The sequence below is a fragment of the Amycolatopsis orientalis DSM 40040 = KCTC 9412 genome, from assembly GCF_000478275.1.
Classification (GTDB): domain Bacteria; phylum Actinomycetota; class Actinomycetes; order Mycobacteriales; family Pseudonocardiaceae; genus Amycolatopsis; species Amycolatopsis orientalis.
Genome location: NZ_ASJB01000091.1, coordinates 61,082 through 78,668 on the forward strand (window position 1 = coordinate 61,082; position 17,587 = coordinate 78,668).

The window sequence follows — 17,587 nt, forward strand, 5'->3', positions numbered from 1 at the left end:
GACGACATGACCAAGACGCTCGCGATCTTCGGCGCCGGACCGGTGCTGGGGCTGTCGCTCGCGCGGCGCTTCGGCCGGGAGGGGTTCCGCGTCGCGCTGGTCGCGCGGACCACGAAGAATCTCGACGCGCTCGTCGCCGAACTCGCCCGCGACGGCATCGAGGCGACCGGGTTCGCCGCCGACGTCTACGAACCCGAGCAGATCGAAGCGGCCGTCGCCGCCATCGGGCGGATCGACGTGGCCGCCTTCAATCCCGGCGGGGGGAACATGGGGGAGGGCATCGTGCCGGTGCTCGACGTCGATCCGGACAATCTGCGGCTGATCCTCGACCGGTTCCTGGTGTCCGCGGTGGCGCTGGTGCGCGCCGTGCTGCCGGGGATGGCCGACCGGGGCGACGGCGCGATCCTGTTCACCGCGGGACAATCCGGTCTGCACCCGGCGCCGTTCCTCGGGAACGCGGGGATGGCGCAGGCCGCGCTGCGGAACTACTTCCACAATCTGAATTCCGTGCTCGCCGAGAAGGGCGTCTACGCCGGAGCCGTCAACGTCGGGGCGCTGATCGAGGGCAGCGTTCCGCACCTGACGCTCACTTCGGGGCCGCTGGACTTCGAGCCCGAGGTGATCCACCCCGACGTCTTCGCCGACGCCTTCTGGAAGCTCCAGGCCGAGCGCGACGCGCCCGAAGCGCTGGTCGGCTCGTTCGGGAAGTAGCTATTTCTCGATGGCGTAGGCCTCGATCTCGACCTTCATCTTCGGGTCGAGCAACGCCGAGACCTCGACCATGGTGGCCGCGGGCAGCACGTCACCGAAGGCTTCACGGTGTGCCCGCGCCACCAGTTCGGCGTCCTTGATGTCGGTCACGTAGGTGACCGTGCGGACCACCGCGGCCAAGCTGGACCCGGCCTCCTGGAGCGCCGTCGCGATGATCGAGAGCACGGCCGTCGCCTGTTCGTAGGCGTCTCCCGAGCGGAACGGCTCCCGCGCCGTCGTCCCGGAAACGTGGATGTGCTCGCCGACGCGCACCGCCCGGCTGTAGCCGAAAATCTTCTCGAAGTCCCCGCCGGAGGCGATGTTCAGCCGCTCAGTCATGATCCGAACGAAAGCACATCCGGGTGAATCCGGTCCAGTGTGTTCCGGTGCGGCGCCGAGGCAGGGGTTGCGTTCTCGGGCAAGGCGCAAGGTTCGTACGGGCAAGGTTGATGCCCGGTAGTCCGCGAAATCGGCGGCGCTGCCCTAGGCTCCGCGTCGTCGGCCCCTTCCCCAGTGGCGACCCTGTCGGATCGAGCCCAAGGCGGCGCATGCACCCCAATTTCGAAGCTGGCGAGGACTTCGCTCTGCTCTTGGAGCGGGAGGCCAGGAAACTCCAGGAAAAGGCCAGCGCCCTGACCGCCGCGTTCACCGCGTCCGCGTCCACGGCACGATCCGCGGACGGCTCGGTGACGGTGAAGGTCGAGGCCAACGGCTCGCTGAGCTCCATCGAGTTCGGCAACCGGGCGTGCGCGCTGGGCCCGGCGAGACTCTCCGCGCTCGTCATGCAGACCGTGCGCGAGGCCCAGCGCATGACCGCGGTGCGGGTCGCGGAGTCCTACACCGAGATCAACGGCGACGACGAGGCCGCGCAGCTGGTCCGCACGTTCCTGCCGAAGATCGAGGACGACGAGGAAGCCGTCCCGGACCACCCGGAGCAGAACAAGTGGGCTCCGGAGGCGCACGACGAGGAACGGCCGCCGCAGCCGGGCCGCTGGACCCCGCCGCCACCACCGCCACCGAGCCCGCCGAAGCCACCGGCGCCGCGGACCCGCCGGCCCGCCAGCCCCGACGACGACGAAATGAGCCCGTGGTGAGCGGATTCGATGTCACGACGGAGGCGCTGAAGAAGTACGCCACCCATCTCGACCAACTCGAAGAAGCGCTGCGGAAGAGCGCCGACATGGTGGGCAGCTGCGTCGCCGACCCCGGCCTTTTCGGCATCTTCGGCGGCCAGGCCTACGGTGCCGGCGCGAGCATGCACTGCGCCAAGGCGCGCGACCATCTGCACAAGTATTCGGAGAACGTCCAGGAGTTCTCGGACAAGGTCCGCGACGCCGCGAAGAAGTACGAGGCCAACGAACAGGAAACCGAAAAGCTGATCACCGCCGCCGGTGACGGGATCGGGGACGTGAAGGTCAAGTGAGCGACGAATACCACCGCAACGATTTCGGGAACGGCAGCGGGGTCCACGCCGACGACTTCAAGGATCCGAAGAACAATTTCCTCGCAGGCAGCGGGGACACCGCGGGCGCGGGCTTCTTCGATTCCGCGTTCGCGCTGAAAAGGGCGGTCAACGAAGGCGACAGCCTCAGCATCGGCATGGCCTCGGCCGGCATGGCGATCGAGATCCTCGGCATGGTCCTCGATCCGATCGGATCGCTGCTCACCGCCGGGATCGGCTGGCTGATCGAGCACATCGTCATCTTCCGCTGGCCACTGGACTTCCTGCTGGGCGACCCGAAGGGCATCGAGGCGGCCAAGGCGGCGATCTACGCCGAGGGCCAGACCGTGAAGCAGTGGTCGGAAGACCACGCGAAAGCCACCAAAAACCTCATGGAGTCCTGGCAGGGTGCGGCCGCGGACCAGTTCCGGGCCGACATGGAGGGCGTGGCCGCGCAGATCGACGCGCTCTCCGACTACGTCAATTTCGCCGGTAAGCAGATGGGCATCGCGGGTGCCATGATCGGCGCCGTCCGCGGCATCGTCCGCGACATCATCGCCATGACCCTCGCGGGCATCCTCAAGGCCGCGATCGTCGCGGTGGCACTGGCGCCCGTCACCTTCGGCGGCTCGATCATCGCGGCGATCACCTCCATCATGACCACGGTCGGCGTGGCCATCGCCAAGATCGCCAAGCAGATCGCCGACGTCGCCAAGCGGCTCGCCGAGATGCTCAAGCTGCTGGCGAAGACGCGGGGGAAGGCCGACGAGGTCGTCAAGCTGAAGCTCAGCGGCAACATCGACAAGATCAAGGTGCCCAAGCCCGGTTCCGGTGGTGCCAAACCACCGCCGAGCGGCGGCGCCGGTGGGCACAAGCCGATCGAGGACGTGAAGAAACCCGACCTGTCCACGGAGAAGCCGAAGAAGCTCAGCGACATCGCCACCTGGGTGGTGCGGGACAAGCTGTCGAAGATGCCCGACGCGACCCCGGAGATGATGAAGAAGTTCGACTACTGGACCAGCATGCCGATGCCCGAGCTGACCAAGAGGCTCGGCAAGAGCGCGGAAGTGCTCGAAAAGGTGGTCAAGATCCTGAGCGACCCGACCTACGGCGCCTCGGGGATGGCGGGCAAGACCGTCATCGAGATGATGAAGTCCATCCCGCCCGCCGCGAAAGAGCCGCCGCCGGAATGATCACCGGCACCGGAGCCCGTACCGTTCGCGGTACGGGGCTTCCGTGTTTTCCGGTCAGCGGCAAGGGTCGGCTTCGGCGGCGGTCTTGAGGTCCTTCAGCCAGATTTCGAGGCCTTGGCCGAGCATCTCGGTGGAATTGGGCACGTCCTTGTCGACCTGGGGCCCGGTGTGGCTCTCCTCGGTGCGGACGATGACGCCGCCGGGCACCTTCACGAAGTTCCAGACGTGGATGCCGTCGATATGCATGCCGCCAGGGCCGTCGAGGGGGCCGGTCCAGCGGATGCACTTCCCGGACTGAAGCTGCCGGACGGTCGAGGTGATGACCACGTCGCCGGGCGGGAAGGGGGTGCCGGGCGGGACCGGAATGGTCCACTGGAACTGGGAATGCTTACGCAGCGGACCCGGATCCAGGCGCTTCATGGTGATGGGGACGACGGGGTTCTGCCAGGTCGGCCAAGCCTCCACATCGGTCTGCAGGTTCCAGATCGTGCGCAGCGGCGCCTTGATGAAGGTCTCGGTCCGATAGTGCACCTTGGCCGCCGGGTCGATGCCTTTGCTTTGGCAGGTAAGCGAAGCGGGTTTGGTGTCGTGAGCGGGAGCGGCGGCCTGGGCGGGCACCGTGCCACCGAGGACCCCGGCGATGGCCAGCGGGAGCGCGAGCAGAGCGGCGCGCGCTCCGATGCGAGTTCCGAACATGATCTTCCTCCGATTCCCGGCCGTTCCAGCCCGCCGGGTTAGTGGCTCTTGCTGTAGTTAGAAGCTATAACCGAGCGGAGGTGAGTGTCAAGAGGAAGAGTGAGAGGTTCTAACTCGGTTGGGTCAAACGTGGCGCGCTCGTGTCCGGTGATGCGAGGGCTCACCCGTGGACTCAGTGGCACCACCAGTCACACCGATGGCGCGTGAAGGCTCCCTTCCTTCGGCTCAGCCGAGAAAACTCGACCTTCACACCTTCACTACCTGGCCGCCGGTGAGAGACTCTTCGACGAGGCATGTAGCACCTCACGAGTGTCCCTTGTGGACAGGCAGTGTCCGGCAGACTCCCGTCGCGCCGACCGTTACTCTCGGCAACCTGCGGTGATTCACACATGTCAACGCACCTTGGTGGGCGAAGGAATCGAGGTTGACCGATGTTGACTCGCCGGAGAACCTGGCAGGGACGGGCGATGCTCCGTCCCGGCATGCTGATCTACGCGGGTGAGATCGCGTCCGCGCACCGGCATCGGCACGCCGCGGTGCAGATCGTCGCCACCAGTGACGCGGTCGAGTTGCGCGACGCGTCGGGCGACCGGGTCCGCGGCGGCTCGATGGTGATTCCGGCCGGTGCGGAACACGAGATGGTCGGCGGGTCGGCCGGGCTGCTCGTGTTCGTCGATCCGGCCGGCGTCATCGGGCACGCGCTGACCGCGCGGGTGCGGCGAACCGGGCTGCCTGTCGACTCGGCCGCGGCATGGGCCGCCGCGGGCCTGGCACCACCCGACGTCGAATTGTCCTCCCTCGAACCGGCGCAGTGGGCGGACCGGCTGCTCGGTGAGGTCGGGGGTGACATCCCGCCGCGCTCGGTGCACCCGGCTTTGCGCCAGGCGATGGCGCTGCTTCCGTCGATGCTCGACGGTGAGGCCGGACTCGCTCGGTTGTCCGCGGCCGTGGGCCTGTCGGCATCGCGGCTAGGACATCTGTTCGGCGAGGAACTCGGATTGCCGTTTCGCGCGTATGTGCGGTGGGCTCGGCTCCGGCGCGCGATCGATCACGCGCGTGCGGGTGGAACGCTGACCGCGGCGGCGCATGCCGCCGGGTTCGCCGACAGTGCCCATCTCACCCGGGTCAGCCACGAGATGTTCGGCCTGGCGCCCTCGCATCTGGTCGACACGGTGCGCTGGTGTGAGCCGGATCGCGAGGGTTAGCGAGTTCGTTCAAGCCGCCGCACGCCTGTGGCCAGCAGGCTCGGGACATGCGAAAACTCGTGAGATACGGCTACGTGCCGTTCATGCTCCTTGCCGTCAACGGCGCCGGCGTCGCCATCGCCGCGGCCGGGGCTTCCAAATTATGGTTGGTCGGTCTGGTCTTGCTGGCCATCGCCGTGTCCTTCGCCGCCGAGCGCGTCCTGCCCTACCGGCAGGAGTGGAACGCGGCGCGTGGCGACGACCGGCGCGATGCCGTCCATGCGGCGGTCAACGAATCGCTCACCATCGCCAGTCTCGCCGTGGTGCCCGTGCTCACCGCGATCACGCCGTTCGACGGGATCTGGCCCGGCGAGTGGCCGTTCGTCGTGCAGGTGCTGGCCGCGATACTCGTGGCCGATCTCGGTATCACGCTGGTCCACCTGGCCAGCCACAAGATTCCGGCACTGTGGCGGCTGCACGCGGTGCACCACAGCGTGAAACGCGCCTACGGGTTCAACGGGCTGATGAAACACCCACTGCACCAGACCCTGGAGACCGCCGTGGGATTCGCCCCGCTCATTCTCCTGGGCATGCCCACCAGCGTGGCCTACGCGGTCGCGCTCTGCGCCGTCGTGCAACTGTTGCTGCAACACTCCAATGTGGACTATCGGGTCGGGCCGCTGCGTGTCGTGCTGGCGCTGAACCAGGCTCACCGCTTCCATCACCTCAAATGGGCGGGCGTCGGCGACGTCAACTTCGGACTGTTCACGCTGCTGTGGGATCACCTGTTCCGCACCTACTCCTACGATCCCCAGCGTCAATTCACCAGCGACGACCTCGGTATGGCCGCCAAGCCCAACTACCCGGACGCCTACCTGGCCCAACTCGCCGAACCATTCCGCTCCAGCGGAGCCTGCACGTCCGACGACCTCGACGCGAAGGCGCCCACCGAACCGGCAGCATCCACTTCACACTGACCGCCCACGTGAGCTCGCTGCAGGCCGCCGCCTGCAGCGAGCTCACGTGTTTTATTTGAGGGGGAGCCGGGCATGTCTCCAATGTGGCATTGGGGACGCTGAGTGCCCCCAATGCCACATTGGAGACATCAGACCGCGGCACGAACCGGCCGCCGAGTAGTGAAGGTCTCCTTCGCTACTTTGAGGGTAGGTAAGGGGACCTTCACGGCATTGAGTCGATCACGCCACGTTTGCCTTACCTCTCAATATCAACGCGGCACGCCATCAGGCGTTCGATGCCCTCGTGGGCAGCCGCCTCGTTCACCGAGCCCACTTCGCCAGCAGCACGATGGGCGCGTTCTGCAACAGTGATCGGGCGATGGAGACACGTTGGCGTTCCCCGCCGAGAGCAGTGCGCCGCGGAGTTCGCGGGCGACAGCAGCAGGACGAACAAACCGGGCGCACCCGCTATCACCGTGATCCTGATCGATCAGGCCAGGTGACAACAGGGTGCGCCCGGTTCGGCGACCGCCGGCAGAAGCGCCAGACCCGCGACAGCGCCGAGGATTTACAGGACCATCACGGTGATGAAGCTCCCGAAACAGGGGCGAAGCAGCCGCGCCATGCTCGTTTCCGCCTCGGCAAGGTCAGTCGCGCTCATCGCGCATCGCACATCGCGCGCTGCTTGAAGGCCGCCAGCGCGCCGTCGATGGGGTGGGGCCGCGGATTCCCGGAGGAGTCCAGCTTGTTCCACCGCGCCAGGTTCACCGCGAAGGACGTCTGCCGCTTCCCATCGGCTCGGATCCAGGACTCCGACTGGGCTCCCCATGTCGAGCCGTCGTGGCCCCAGAAGGTCCCACAGCCCGGGATCTCGGCCTTGTGCAGCCCCAGGCCATAGTCGATCAGCTGCCCGTTCTGGGCGATGACCGGGACCGTGTGCTGCATCTGCGCCAGCGATGACCGATTCACGATCTCGCCCGCGAGCAGCTTGCCGAAGAAGCGGTTGAGGTCCTCGACAGTCGAGACCAGACCGGCTCCCATCATCACCCAGGACATGTTGTAGACGCTGTAGTCGCGCGGCGGGTCGACCAGGCCGAACAGCGCCTCGTACATCCGCGAGTGCGGTCCCTTGACCCACGGCCCGTCCGGGAACTCGGTGTGCCGGAGCCCGGCGCGCTCGATGACGTTGCGGGTGATGTACCTCTCCGCCGTCGTGCCGGTTACCCGCTCCAGGAGCTCGCCGAGCAACAGGTAGTTGGTGTTGGAGTACACGCCCGGGGTGCTCCCGGGCTCGCCGGTGGCGGGCGCCTTGACCCCCATCTCGATCAGGTCGGCCGTGCGGAACTGCTTGAACCGGTTGTCGTCCACGCTCTGCGCCGAGATATCCGGCAGTGAAGGCCACGCCTTGAACGACGGGTACGCGTAGGGAAGGTATTCGGCGAGGCCGCTGGTGTGGTTGATCAGCATCCGAACCGTGATCTTGTCGCCGCGCTCACCTGGCACCAGGTGCGGCAGGTAGCCGCCGATCGGCGCGTCGAGCCGGATCCGGCCCTGTTCGACCTGCTGCATGACCGCGGCGGCGACGAAGGTCTTGGTGATGCTGCCGACGCGCTGTCGCATGTCCGCCCGGATGGGGCGGCCGGTCCGGACATCGGCGACCCCGGACGCGCCGCGCCAGGTCTGGCCCGCGTTGCGCACGTCGGCGTAGACGCCCGGCATCCCGGCGCGATGCACAGCGTCCAATGTGGACTGCAGTGCGGCGCGATCGAGGCGGGGCGCGGGGGCCGCCGCCGCCGTACTCGTACCGACGACCAGCGCGGCCACGCTTGCCATTACCACCAGTTGGATCTTCAAGACTCGTCCTCTCAATGGGCCAGGGCGCGGCGCACGGCCGCGGTGATTTCGGCGAACTGCCGCTGCGAGACGTCGGCGGGGATCGCCCCCGACCCGTGGAAGGTGCCGGGCCACTGGTGCAGCTCGACCGACACGCCCGCCTGCAGCAGCCGCAGCGCGTAGGCGATCGACTCGTCACGGTTCGGGTCGAACTCCGCGCTGGCGATGTAGGCCGGTGGCAGGCCGGACAGGTCGGTGGCCCGAGCCGGGGCGGCGTACTGCGTGGCGGGCGTGGAGCCCAGGTAGTACGCCCATGACCGGGCGACCTTGTCGCGATACAGCCAGGGCGTCTCGGTGAAGTTCCGGGCCGACCACGTCTCCAGCCGGTCATCGAGGCCGGGCTCGTTGAGCACCTGGAAGCGGATCGCGGGGCCCTGCTCGTCGCGAGCCCGCAGCGCCACCGCGGCCGCGAGGTTCGCGCCCGCGCTGTGGCCTCCGACCGCGATCCGTTCCGGGTCGATGCCGAGTTCGGCCGCGTTCTCGGCCGCCCAGGTCAGCACGGCGTAGACGTCGTCAAGGGCGGCCGGGTACCGGTGCTCGGGGGCCCGGCGGTAGTCCACCGAGATCACCACCGCGCCCGCCCCGTCGGCGATCCGGATCGCCAGCGGGTGCTCGGTGTCGAGGTCGCCCATGACATGTCCGCCGCCGTGCGACCAGATGATCGCGCCCTGTGCCTGGAGAGGGCGATAGATCCGCACGGGCACGTCCGGATCGGCGGGCACCGTGCGGTCTTCGATCTCCATTCCGGTCGTATCCGGTGCGGGCCGCGCGCCTGCCAGCTCGGAGTAGGTCTTGCGGTCGGCGACCGGGTCGGTCAGGTCGGACGGCGGGAGGAACGGGATGAATGCTTCGAGTTCGGGATCCATGGCGACCATCCTTCTGGCCGCCACCGCCGGGATCACCCGCCACGCGTCGGGCATTCCGCCCAGATCACGCGCCGATCGTCGCTATCCCCTGTCAGGCGGGCACTTGTCGCACGACTGTCGCAAGTGGACTCGGAAGCGGACATGCTCTGCCCTGCGCGACGACGCTTGGCGGCATGAAGAGCGCGAGGTCTCAGAAATTTCGCCAGATCGCTCGGGTTCATGTCGCGAAAACTCGGCTGGACAAGCTCGCGGAAATCACTCAAGCGGGCGCGGTGCATCGGGGCGTCTCTTGGCAGCCGGGCGCTCGTCTCTACCGAAGACGGTGTCACGGTGCTGCCCGGGTGGTAAAGCGTCAGGTTGGACCTTCGGACGCGCGCGCATGCGGCCATCCGGCTGACTTCTTGTCTGGTGACGACCATCGATCACGGGCACTCATGCTGACGAGCGGAGATTGCCGTAGGTTGTATGCCGGTTCCGGAGTTCGAAGCACCGGCGGCTTGGCCTGAACCGGGCGTGCGGTCGACGGTCGGTGTGGAGGAACGCCACCGCGGGACGGTGATCCGCGCGCGGCGCGACCAGTAGGGAGAGGTTGGGCTTCGGGGGCTGCCGAGTCATCTGTCCTGCGGCACCCGGTCAATGCGTGTCGTGGGCCCGCTGTCGCCGTTCTCGGGTGGTTCGCTCGAGTGTGGTGACTTCGGTGAACCGGTCGGGGATGTGCGGTTCGGCCGCTGTCGAGGTGCGGTCGCGGGGGTGTTCTGGTGCTGGCCAGAACTGGATGAGGAACTTTTCGATGCCGTGGATGGGTTGATCTCCGGCGGTGGTCGCGGCGTTGTCGAGCATGCGTCTGGTGTTGTCTCGGTCGGTTGTGTGGGCGCGTATGTGGTACGAGCCTGGCGTCTCGAGGTCGAAGGTGCCGAAGATTTCTTCGCGTGCGGGGTTCAGGATGTTGAGGACGCCGCTGGAGAAGTGGCATTGCCGCTGCTGGTGAATCTCCCAGCCGGGGCCGGGGGCAGGCGGTGCGGTGGTCCACCGCTGAAGCAGCGCTTCGGGGACGTGCCATTCTCCCGAAGCGCTGCAGACAGCGATTTGGTTGTCGGTGGTGAGCAGCCAGTCGTCGGCCTCCGCGAAGGCCGGGAAGGTCGGTGGGTCGATGTCGTCGTCTTCGATGAGGAAGTGCCCCTCGACGATCCTGACCTGGATGGTGGCCTGAGCGATCGGCTGGCTCATGGGCTCAATCTATGATGTTGACGTAGTAACTGTCCATGTCGCGGTAGAGCATGCGATCCCAGAACACGTACCAGCGCAGATAGCCGCCGGCACGGGTGTTCTCGCGGCCGTTTACGGATTTCGCGGAGAAGTCCCAGTCGGGGCTGGCGGCGCCCTCCATGGTCGAGGCGAACGGGTATTCGTCGCACTGTTCGTCACTCGGGATCGGTCTGAGCTGGTTGCAGGCTTGGCGCACCACGGCACGGTTGGGGCCTTCGTCGGCTTCGGGGATGCGCCGGAGCCCGTTGTCTTTGGGGTTCTCGTAGATGTATTTGCCGGGGATTCTCTTCGGTGTGGGTGAGGGCGGGAAGGTCAAATCGGGTGTGTCTTGTGCCTCGCGGATATGGACCGCGATGTCGTGAACGCTGATGGCCGGGGCGGAGTTGATCTCGTAGGTGATGTAGGGGAGTACCTCGTCGTTAATGCAGGCTTTGGGGCGGCCGGCGAAGTAGGTGGCCGAGTCGCAGCGGATCAGGTGATAGGGCGTGGGGGACGGGTAGGGGCCGCCGTTGCCTCCGGGTACTTCGACGCTCGCGGAGAGGTTCCAGCGGTGCCGCAGCACGAGGTCGGGGGATGTGCTCTTGCTTTCGTCGGAGGTGATCAGCCAGTTATGCCATTCCTGGTCGTTCCCCCACTCGGTCAAGGTCTTGTTCACCGTGGGGTAGTGCACGGCGCATCCGTTTCCGGTGCCGGTGTCGGCGCAGTTCGCGCCGATGATGAAGCGGACGGCATCCGGGTCGGAGAAGACTCCCGTGGGTTTGCCGAGGGTGGTTTTCTGCAATTCGATGAGGATGTCTCGGCTGGTGTAGCTGCCCCAGGCGATCGCGAGGTAGTTGACCGAGGCCTCACCGAGGAGGTTTCCGTTCGTGTCGGTTGCTCTTGCTGTGAATCCGTGTTCCTGGCACCACCACAACCGGTGGAATACGTGTCCTTTTCCGCCATCGGCGCGAGGGTCGTTGCGGCAGGTGTCGATGATCGGCTGAGGCGGATTCTGTTCGGCGATCCGCTTGCTGTTGTTCGCTGACCCGAGTTCTTCGATCTGCTGTCGCACGGTGGCATCGGCGGGCGACACGTAGGAGTGGGCGCCGGTCTTAGCTGCTGCCTCGCGGCCCTCGGCGAACGTAGCTTCTCGAGGGAGAGGCTGCGTATCGGTGCCTGGAGCGCTCACCTGAGCGGGCTGATCATTGTTGGTGACGGTGACAATGAAGCCCTCGCTGCGAGACTCAGCGGAGGCGATCCCTGCGTGCTGGGAAATGAGCAAAAAAGCGCAAGTCAAGACTATGGTGAAATAATGTCTTCGCGAATTTCCGAAACGCACATTTACCCCAATTGTGGTAGCGGGAACCGTGAATCGCAACCAGGCGGGGATGCTGAGAACAATGACGACTGCGTGCAGTCTGGCTATTTCGAATTTATTCTCATTTCCCCCTGGTTGAGAACTAACGATATCTGTCTACCGGGAGTTGTTCTACCGCGTCAAGCGCTGATTGGCTACGAGGTCGATGGAAGTGCGACGTCTCTGAATTTCGTAGAGTCGACGTCGAGATATTCTGCTATTCGGATCGGTCGGAAGATGCATGAAAGTGTTCGGCGAACGACGAGAGCGGCACGGCGCCCTGGGATCCTTGCCGTACTTCGCCGGCAAGACGCGCATTGTCATGATCGAGTCGGCGATGAGTTTGTGCTCACGCCGACGAGCGCCAGGAAGGGAGTGCGGTTCGCCGACTGCCGGGGGCCCTGTGTTGGTTGTCAACTGGGAGCCAGCTTGCTGGTCACCATAGTTCATCGAGGGTTGCGAGTTGTTGCCGGAAGGTTCTGGCGTCCTTGGGCGGAAGGGCGTGTGCGACGAGGTCGAGGGTTCGTCGCAGTTCAGCCGGGTCGGGGCAGCAATGCGGCACACCGCAGCCACCTTGAGGGTCCCAGAGTCGATGCATGGGTTCGTGGACGAACAGTCTCCAAGCTTGAAGTGCTTCGGCGGAGGCGCCGGGCCAAAGCCGGGTGCGTTCGAGGCGGGCGATGCTGGCTCGCCCTCGGGGTGAGAGGCCCTGAAGCGTGAAAATCCGCTCATCAGTGCGGCAGCGGCGATGCATATCCGCCCGGACACGGGCTGGTGATCTACGCGGCATTGCCCTTTCGGATGGTCGACATGGCGTTGATTGTGTCACGCGCGGACTTCCGTGCGGTGACGTTCAAGCGGCTGATGCCGTGGGATGTTGGTAGTGGGTTTGGTCGCGGAGCATGGCGTAGAGGACGTCGCAGCGTCCTCGTGCGAGGCAGATGAGGGCGGCATTGCGGTTTCTTGCCTTCGTCGCGTTTGCCCTGGTAGTAGGTGTGGCTGGTGGGGTTGGACAGGGCTGCGAAGGTTGACAGGAAGAACGCGTGTTGAGCCCGCGGTTGCCGGTGCGGGCGGCGGCCCCGACGCCGATGCCGGGCATCGAGGTCAAGACCTGGACAAGAGGGTGCGCGTCAAGGATCTCCTCGACTTCGATAGCAACGTGTTTCGTTGCTGCAGAACAGTTTTCAGGCTGCCGGCGAGCCTGGGTAGGATCTTGTCCGCGACGGCGGCGCCGGGCGACGGTCTGCTCGTCCAGGGCGGCGAGGATGTCGTCGACCAGGTTCGCGCCCATGCGCGCATTGATCAGAGCTGAACGGATACCGGTGCGTATCAGCGGCAGAGAAGGCCATGGGCGCCGACCGAACCTTCTGGGCGCGCTCGTTGCCAAAGCGGCTGCGGCTGTTGCGGACACCCGCGAGCCTGAGCGCCGTCAAGACGACGTCACGGTATTGGCCGGATCGCTCTCGCGACATCGGCCCACCGCGCTATGCGGGCATCGTGCAATCCGAAAAACCGTAGGCGCCTGCGTCGAGCATTGGAAGCGATGCCGTCAGGTCACTGTAAGCCGCATCCGCGGTGACCCATACGGTCGAGCCGCTCCCTGTGATGGTTCGGTAGCGGTTGGACCCTTCAATGGCAGTCCAGTCGAAGGAGTGACCCACGTCCATGTTCTCGACCAGGAGTCGCCCGAGGGAGCGTTCCACAACGTTGGCCCAGTTGGCAGCAAGACCTAAGAGGCCATACGCAATCGAGTGAAGCCAGTCAAAGGGGCAGAGCCCGCCCATTTGGCGAGTTCATGTCACGAATCATGGTATGACCGATATGGATGAGCAGCTGAAAACACTGTTCATCAGTGTGCCCTCGGCAGGATTCGAACCTGCGACACCTGCCTCCGGAGGGCAGTGCTCTATCCCCTGAGCTACGAGGGCGTTGCCGCCTGGGCGACGTGGGAAGCTTAGCGCATCCCGTCCGGCGTCCTCGCGCGCGGTGGCCCTTAACCGCGGCGGTGTTCTGCGGCGTGGACGACGAAGACGCCTGAGGTGCCTCTGACCAGCGATTTCAGTCGCTTCGGTCGTCGCTGCGGAGAGGTCCCGTCAGCCGCTAGCGTTGGTGGGGACCAACGAACCGGGAGGACGTCGTGATCGAACCGTTCGAGGTGCGGATCCCCGAAGCCGCCATCGCCGATCTGCGGGCCCGGCTGCGTGCGACACGCTGGCCCGAGCCCGCGACGGTGGACGATTGGACGCAGGGTGTCCCGCTGGCGTTCGCCCGCGAGCTGTGCCGGTACTGGGCCGAGGACTACGACTTCGGTTTGGCGGACCGGGTCAACGCTTTCCCGGCGTTCAAGACCACTGTGGACGGTCTGGGGATCCACTTCCTGCACGTCCGCTCGCCGGAGCCGGACGCGACGCCGCTCGTGCTGACGCACGGCTGGCCGGGTTCGGTGGTCGAGTTCCTCGACGTGCTCGGCCCGCTGACCGATCCCGTCGCGCACGGCGGCGAGCCCGCGGACGCGTTCCACGTCGTGGCGCCCTCACTGCCCGGCTTCGGCTGGAGCGACAAGCCGTCGTCGACCGGGTGGAACGTCGAGCGTATCGCCAGGGCCTGGGACGAGTTGATGGACCGCCTCGGCTACGAGCGCTACGTCGCGCAGGGCGGCGACTGGGGTGCCGGGGTGACGAACATGCTCGCCAAGCTCGTCCCGGAACGGCTGATCGGCGTCCACGTGAACATGGCGGGCGTGGCGTACGACGCGGCCGCGCTGGGGGAGCCGACGGCGGACGAAAAGGAGTCGATCGCCGACCTCGCGCGCTTCCGGGAGGTCGGCTCCGCGTACGCCCAGCAGCAGGCCACGCGCCCGCAGACGCTCGGCTACGGGCTCGCCGACTCGCCGGCGGCGCAGGCGGCGTGGATCGCCGAGAAGTTCTGGGAGTGGACCGACAACGACGGCTCGCCGGAGACGGCGCTGTCGTGGCGTCAGATGCTCGACGCGATCTCCGTCTACTGGTTCACCGGGACCGCGGCGTCGTCGGCGCGGATCTACTGGGAGAACAAGGAGCGGGACGTCTCCGAAGTCGAGGTCCCTTCGGGTATCTCGATCTTCCCCCGCGAGATCATCCGGCCGTCCCGGCGCTGGGCGGAGCTGCGCTACACCGATCTCCGCTGGTACGAGGTGCTGGACAAGGGTGGTCACTTCGCCGCGTTCGAGCAACCTGAGGCCTTCGTCGGCCAGCTGAGGGGGTTCTTCCGGGCGCTTCGGTAGCGGTGCGTGTCGGTTTCAGGTTTCGGGAAGGCCCTCCTGGGGGATGGCTTCCTTGTGTGGCTTAAGACATGGTGAACTTAGGCTCACCTGTATTGCACATATGCGCATGTGACAATATATTCGGCCTGTCGACTTCACGAGAGGCGGAGCAATGGGTCACGGGCACGGGCATGGGACGGCCTCGCCGTCGAGCGCGTCAGGCCGCTACCTCAAGAGCCTGACGATCGCCCTGGTCATCGGCGCCGGCTTCATGGTCATGGAGTTCATCGTCGGGTTCGCCACCGGCTCGCTCGCGCTGATCTCCGACGCCGCGCACATGTTCACCGACGTCCTCGGGGTCGGTATGGCGCTGGCGGCGATCATGCTGGCCAGGCGCAGCGGCCCGACCCACACCCGCACGTTCGGGTTCTACCGGGCCGAGGTGCTCGCGGCGCTGGCCAACGCCATCCTGCTGTTCGGCGTCGCGGGCTACGTCCTGTTCGAGGCCGTCGGCCGGATCAGCGACCCGCCCGCCGTGCCCGGTCTGCCCGTGCTGCTGGCCGCGGCCGCCGGCCTGGTCGCGAACATCGTCTCGTTCCTGATCCTGCGCAAGGGCGCCGAGGAGAGCATCAACGTCCGGGGCGCGTACCTGGAAGTCCTCGCCGACCTGATCGGCTCCGTCGGCGTACTGCTGAGCGGCGCGATCACGCTGCTGACCGGCTGGCGCTACGCCGACCCGATCATCGGTGTCGCGATCGGCCTGTTCGTCCTGCCCCGCACCTACGCCCTCGCCCGCCGTGCGCTACGGATCCTGTTCCAGCACGCGCCGAAGGGGGTCGACGTCGCCGGGATCCAGACCGAGCTGGGCGCGTTGAAGGGTGTCGAGGACGTCCACGACCTGCACGTCTGGACGCTGACTTCGGGGATGGAGGTCGCTTCGGCGCACCTCACCATCGCGCCCACCGTTGAGCAGTCCGCGGTCTTGACCGAGGCGCAGAACCTGTTGGCGAACCGCTACTCGATCGAGCACGCGACCCTGCAGATAGAAGTGCCCCAGTGCGCGCGGCGCTGCCGGGAACTCTCCTGGTAGCCGCCCGGCCGCCCGCCCCGTCATGCGTTTCGTCCTCTGGATGCGGTAGTTCGCGTTGCCAACTACCGCATCCAGAGGACGAAACGCGTTCTAGTCGGGGAGGGGAGCGGCGCCGCGCTCCTGCAGCAGGCTCTTCATCAGGGTGACTTCGGCGCCCTGCGAGACCAGCATGCTCTGAGTCAGCGACTTCACGTCCGGCACGGAAGTGTGGTCGTGGCCGTACTGCGCCATCGCCGTCCCGCCCAGGTGGTGCCGCAGCATCAACTGCAGGAAGAAGACGTCCATCTCCTTGCCGGTCAGCGACCGCAGTTTGGCCAGTTCGGCCGACGTCGCCATCCCCGGCATCGGCGCGCCGTTCGACGGCTTCATGTCGGCGCCCCCATGGCCGGGGTGGCCGGACATCGGCTCGGTCATCCAGGTCATGTAGGCGCCGGTCGCCTGTTCGGGCTGGCCCCACAGGCCCAGCCAGCCCTTCATCCGGCCGACCTGACCGGTCTGTGTGCGCTCGATGTCGAACGCGAGGGTCTTGATCGCCGGATCGGTCGTGTGGTCCCGCGCCCAGCCCGCCATGGTGACGGCCTGGAGGTGGTGCACCGACATGTCCTGCGCGAAGCCGACCTCGACCGAGCCCGCCCCCGGGGTCGTCGCTTCCGGATCGGAGTCGATCAGCCTGGTCGTCAGCGCGCCGAGGCCGAAGCCCAGGATCAGCATGACGACCAGGGCGGCCCCGATCACCAGCCATCGGCTCTTGGCCGACCGCGAAGTGTCGTCCGGTTCGTCGACGTACTGGAGATCGGGGTCCATCTGGCTCATTACTTGGTCGCGGGCGCCGACGGCTGGCTGGCGGGCGGCTGCGAGGGCTGTCCGGCGCCGGGCTGGCCGTCCTGCTGCGTGCCCGCGGTGCCCTTGTAGTCCATCGGCTTGGCGTCCGGTCCCGGCGGGGCCGGGTTGAACTCGCCCGGCTCGATCTGCGCGTCGCAGGTGGCGTCACGTTCGGGGTACGCGCCGTACGGGTTGGTGCGCAGGGCGGCGATGAACTGGTCGATGCGCTCGTCCGAAGCGCTGTCCAGCTTCAGCTGGTGACCCCAGGACTGCAGCGAGATCGGCTTGTCCAGGTTCGGGTACGGCGACATCACCGTGTACGGCTTGCCCTCGACGCGGACCTTCAGCAGGTCGAGCTGCTCACCGGTGACCTGCTGCGGGTTGTAGGCGATCCAGACCGCGCCGTGCTCGAGACCGTGGACCATGTTCTCGTTGCGGACGGCGTTCGGGTAGACGACCCCGTTGCACGCGGCCCAGGCCTGGTCGTGCGGGCCGCCGTAGGGCGGGGTCTTGTCGTAGGCGACGCGCTCGGCGGCCGTGACGTGGACACTGCCCTCGTACTTCGTGGTGACGACCCCGTTGATCCGCTTGGAGGGGTCCGGGTCCTGCTGCGAAGGCGCGAAGGCGGCAGCGGCCTCTTCACGGGTCTTCTGCTCGCGCTTCGGCGCCGAGGCGACCATGTAATAGGTGACCACCGAGGCCGCCAGGGCGACGATCGCGACGACCGCGATGATCGTGCCCCACGGCGTGCCCTTCTTGGACACGACGGAACTACGGGCTGCCTTCATGGCGTTCTTCGGCGCGCCCTTTTTTCTGGTTGTCCCGTTAGCCATGGCTCCTGCGTTCTCCAAAG

Annotated in this window: 16 protein-coding genes, 1 tRNA gene and 1 pseudogene; 8 read left to right on the forward strand and 10 right to left on the reverse strand. The window is 66.6% G+C overall.

Annotated elements, in window-relative coordinates:
- The first annotated feature begins 6 nt into the window (after window positions 1-6).
- Window positions 7-711, forward strand: coding sequence for an SDR family NAD(P)-dependent oxidoreductase (locus L324_RS36905; protein ID WP_037319970.1), 705 nt, complete (start codon window positions 7-9; stop codon window positions 709-711).
- Here the strand turns inward: L324_RS36905 and L324_RS36910 are convergent, their stop codons facing one another.
- Window positions 712-1,089, reverse strand: a complete 378-nt coding sequence (locus tag L324_RS36910; RefSeq protein WP_235783757.1) for a RidA family protein — start codon at window positions 1,087-1,089, stop codon at window positions 712-714. It lies immediately after the preceding gene.
- 209 nt (window positions 1,090-1,298) lie between these two features.
- Here L324_RS36910 and L324_RS36915 point away from each other — a divergent pair, with 209 nt between their 5' ends.
- The 3 genes from L324_RS36915 to L324_RS36925 are packed head-to-tail and all read left to right on the forward strand — an operon-like array spanning window position 1,299 to window position 3,384.
- Window positions 1,299-1,844, forward strand: coding sequence for a YbaB/EbfC family nucleoid-associated protein (locus L324_RS36915; RefSeq protein ID WP_037319972.1), 546 nt, complete (start codon window positions 1,299-1,301; stop codon window positions 1,842-1,844).
- On the forward strand, window positions 1,841-2,173 hold the full coding sequence (locus L324_RS36920) for a DUF2563 family protein (RefSeq protein ID WP_328286162.1): 333 nt from the start codon (window positions 1,841-1,843) through the stop codon (window positions 2,171-2,173). Before L324_RS36915 ends, L324_RS36920 begins: the two co-directional genes overlap by 4 nt.
- Entirely contained in the window at window positions 2,170-3,384 is a 1,215-nt protein-coding gene (locus L324_RS36925; protein ID WP_037319977.1) for a WXG100 family type VII secretion target, read from the forward strand. The genes L324_RS36920 and L324_RS36925 overlap by 4 nt, the downstream gene beginning before the upstream one ends.
- Before the next feature lie 54 nt (window positions 3,385-3,438).
- Here L324_RS36925 and L324_RS36930 read toward each other — a convergent pair whose 3' ends face one another.
- On the reverse strand, window positions 3,439-4,080 hold the full coding sequence (locus L324_RS36930) for an SRPBCC family protein (protein ID WP_037319980.1): 642 nt from the start codon (window positions 4,078-4,080) through the stop codon (window positions 3,439-3,441).
- A 431-nt stretch (window positions 4,081-4,511) separates the two neighbouring features.
- On the opposite strand from L324_RS36930, the gene L324_RS36935 reads away from it, so the two are divergent.
- Window positions 4,512-5,285 carry a helix-turn-helix domain-containing protein gene (locus tag L324_RS36935; protein WP_037319983.1) on the forward strand — a complete coding sequence of 258 codons (774 nt, stop codon included), beginning with the start codon at window positions 4,512-4,514 and terminating at the stop codon, window positions 5,283-5,285.
- Between the two features lie 47 nt (window positions 5,286-5,332).
- Window positions 5,333-6,241, forward strand: a complete 909-nt coding sequence (locus tag L324_RS36940; protein ID WP_037319987.1) for a sterol desaturase family protein — start codon at window positions 5,333-5,335, stop codon at window positions 6,239-6,241.
- A 636-nt stretch (window positions 6,242-6,877) separates the two neighbouring features.
- Here the strand turns inward: L324_RS36940 and L324_RS36945 are convergent.
- The 6 genes and pseudogenes from L324_RS36945 to L324_RS36975 all read right to left on the reverse strand — a co-directional run bounded on the left by L324_RS36945 (window position 6,878) and on the right by L324_RS36975 (window position 13,509).
- Window positions 6,878-8,074, reverse strand: coding sequence for a serine hydrolase domain-containing protein (locus tag L324_RS36945; protein WP_235783758.1), 1,197 nt, complete (start codon window positions 8,072-8,074; stop codon window positions 6,878-6,880).
- An 11-nt stretch (window positions 8,075-8,085) separates the two neighbouring features.
- The gene (locus L324_RS36950; RefSeq protein WP_173426443.1) at window positions 8,086-8,979 is read right to left on the reverse strand and encodes an alpha/beta hydrolase; all 894 of its coding nucleotides are present in this window, start codon (window positions 8,977-8,979) and stop codon (window positions 8,086-8,088) included.
- Window positions 8,980-9,612: 633 nt separating this feature from the next.
- Window positions 9,613-10,206 (reverse strand): hypothetical protein, encoded by a 594-nt coding sequence (locus L324_RS36955; RefSeq protein WP_037319989.1) that lies wholly within the window; start codon window positions 10,204-10,206, stop codon window positions 9,613-9,615.
- Between the two features lie 4 nt (window positions 10,207-10,210).
- Window positions 10,211-11,413, reverse strand: coding sequence for a NucA/NucB deoxyribonuclease domain-containing protein (locus L324_RS36960; RefSeq protein ID WP_235783759.1), 1,203 nt, complete (start codon window positions 11,411-11,413; stop codon window positions 10,211-10,213).
- Between the two features lie 1,021 nt (window positions 11,414-12,434).
- Window positions 12,435-12,875 (reverse strand): annotated as a pseudogene (locus L324_RS41935) (transposase); the annotation flags it as partial.
- A 561-nt stretch (window positions 12,876-13,436) separates the two neighbouring features.
- A tRNA-Arg gene (locus L324_RS36975) sits at window positions 13,437-13,509 on the reverse strand.
- 209 nt (window positions 13,510-13,718) lie between these two features.
- Here L324_RS36975 and L324_RS36980 point away from each other — a divergent pair.
- Together L324_RS36980 and L324_RS36985 are read left to right on the forward strand one after the other, a co-directional pair.
- The gene (locus tag L324_RS36980) at window positions 13,719-14,843 is read left to right on the forward strand and encodes an epoxide hydrolase family protein (RefSeq protein ID WP_037320000.1); all 1,125 of its coding nucleotides are present in this window, start codon (window positions 13,719-13,721) and stop codon (window positions 14,841-14,843) included.
- 151 nt (window positions 14,844-14,994) lie between these two features.
- Complete coding sequence (locus L324_RS36985; protein WP_037320002.1) at window positions 14,995-15,912, forward strand: cation diffusion facilitator family transporter; 918 nt, start codon at window positions 14,995-14,997, stop codon at window positions 15,910-15,912.
- Between the two features lie 90 nt (window positions 15,913-16,002).
- Here the strand turns inward: L324_RS36985 and L324_RS36990 are convergent, their stop codons facing one another.
- Both L324_RS36990 and L324_RS36995 read right to left on the reverse strand, forming a co-directional pair.
- Complete coding sequence (locus tag L324_RS36990) at window positions 16,003-16,716, reverse strand: DUF305 domain-containing protein (RefSeq protein ID WP_037320004.1); 714 nt, start codon at window positions 16,714-16,716, stop codon at window positions 16,003-16,005.
- A gap of 8 nt (window positions 16,717-16,724) precedes the next feature.
- Complete coding sequence (locus tag L324_RS36995; RefSeq protein ID WP_037320006.1) at window positions 16,725-17,522, reverse strand: thioredoxin-like domain-containing protein; 798 nt, start codon at window positions 17,520-17,522, stop codon at window positions 16,725-16,727.
- Between the last annotated feature and the right edge of the window lie 65 nt (window positions 17,523-17,587).